Source organism: Paraburkholderia piptadeniae, from assembly GCF_900007165.1.
In the GTDB taxonomy this organism is placed as follows: Bacteria; Pseudomonadota; Gammaproteobacteria; order Burkholderiales; family Burkholderiaceae; genus Paraburkholderia; species Paraburkholderia piptadeniae.
Window position 1 is genome coordinate 1 of record NZ_CYGY02000254.1, and the last position, 504, is coordinate 504.

Genomic DNA, 504 nt, shown 5'->3' on the forward strand with positions numbered 1-504 from the left:
ACCGCTGCGCGCCGTACGATGCGGGCGCCGCGGCGATGGCGCTAGTGTTGCAGGCGCATGCGCTCGGGCTTGCCGCGCACCAGATGAGCGGGTTCGACGTGAACGCGTTCCGTAGGGCATTTGCGCTGCCGGACGACGTCGAAGTGATTGCGATCATTTCGCTCGGCCACTATGGCGAGGTCGACAAGCTGGATCCAGTGCTGCGCGAGCGCGAGAAATCGGTGCGCCAGCGTTTGCCGCTCGCCGATATCGCATACGGCGGCGGCTGGAAAAAAGCGTTCTGAGCGGCTCGCGGCGCCCGCTGCCCGTAACACGCAAAAAAGCGGGGAAAAACCAGGAAAAAACGCGCGGCCCGCTGCCTGCACCGCGCATTTTTTTATTCCGCGTCGTCCAGGACGCTCGATAGCGGCCTCGCCACGTGCTCGAGCGGTTTGCGCTCCGCATCCACGCCCCAGATCGCCGCGACCACGGCCGCCCCGAACATCAGCGCCGAGCCCACGAGAC

At 65.9% G+C, this 504-nt stretch carries 1 protein-coding gene; it reads left to right on the plus strand.

Annotation, left to right across the window (positions count from 1 at the left end):
* The coding region (locus tag BN2476_RS45070; RefSeq protein WP_173819739.1) for a nitroreductase family protein at positions 1 to 284 on the plus strand (284 nt) is incomplete at its 5' end.
* Positions 285 to 504 lie beyond the last annotated feature (220 nt).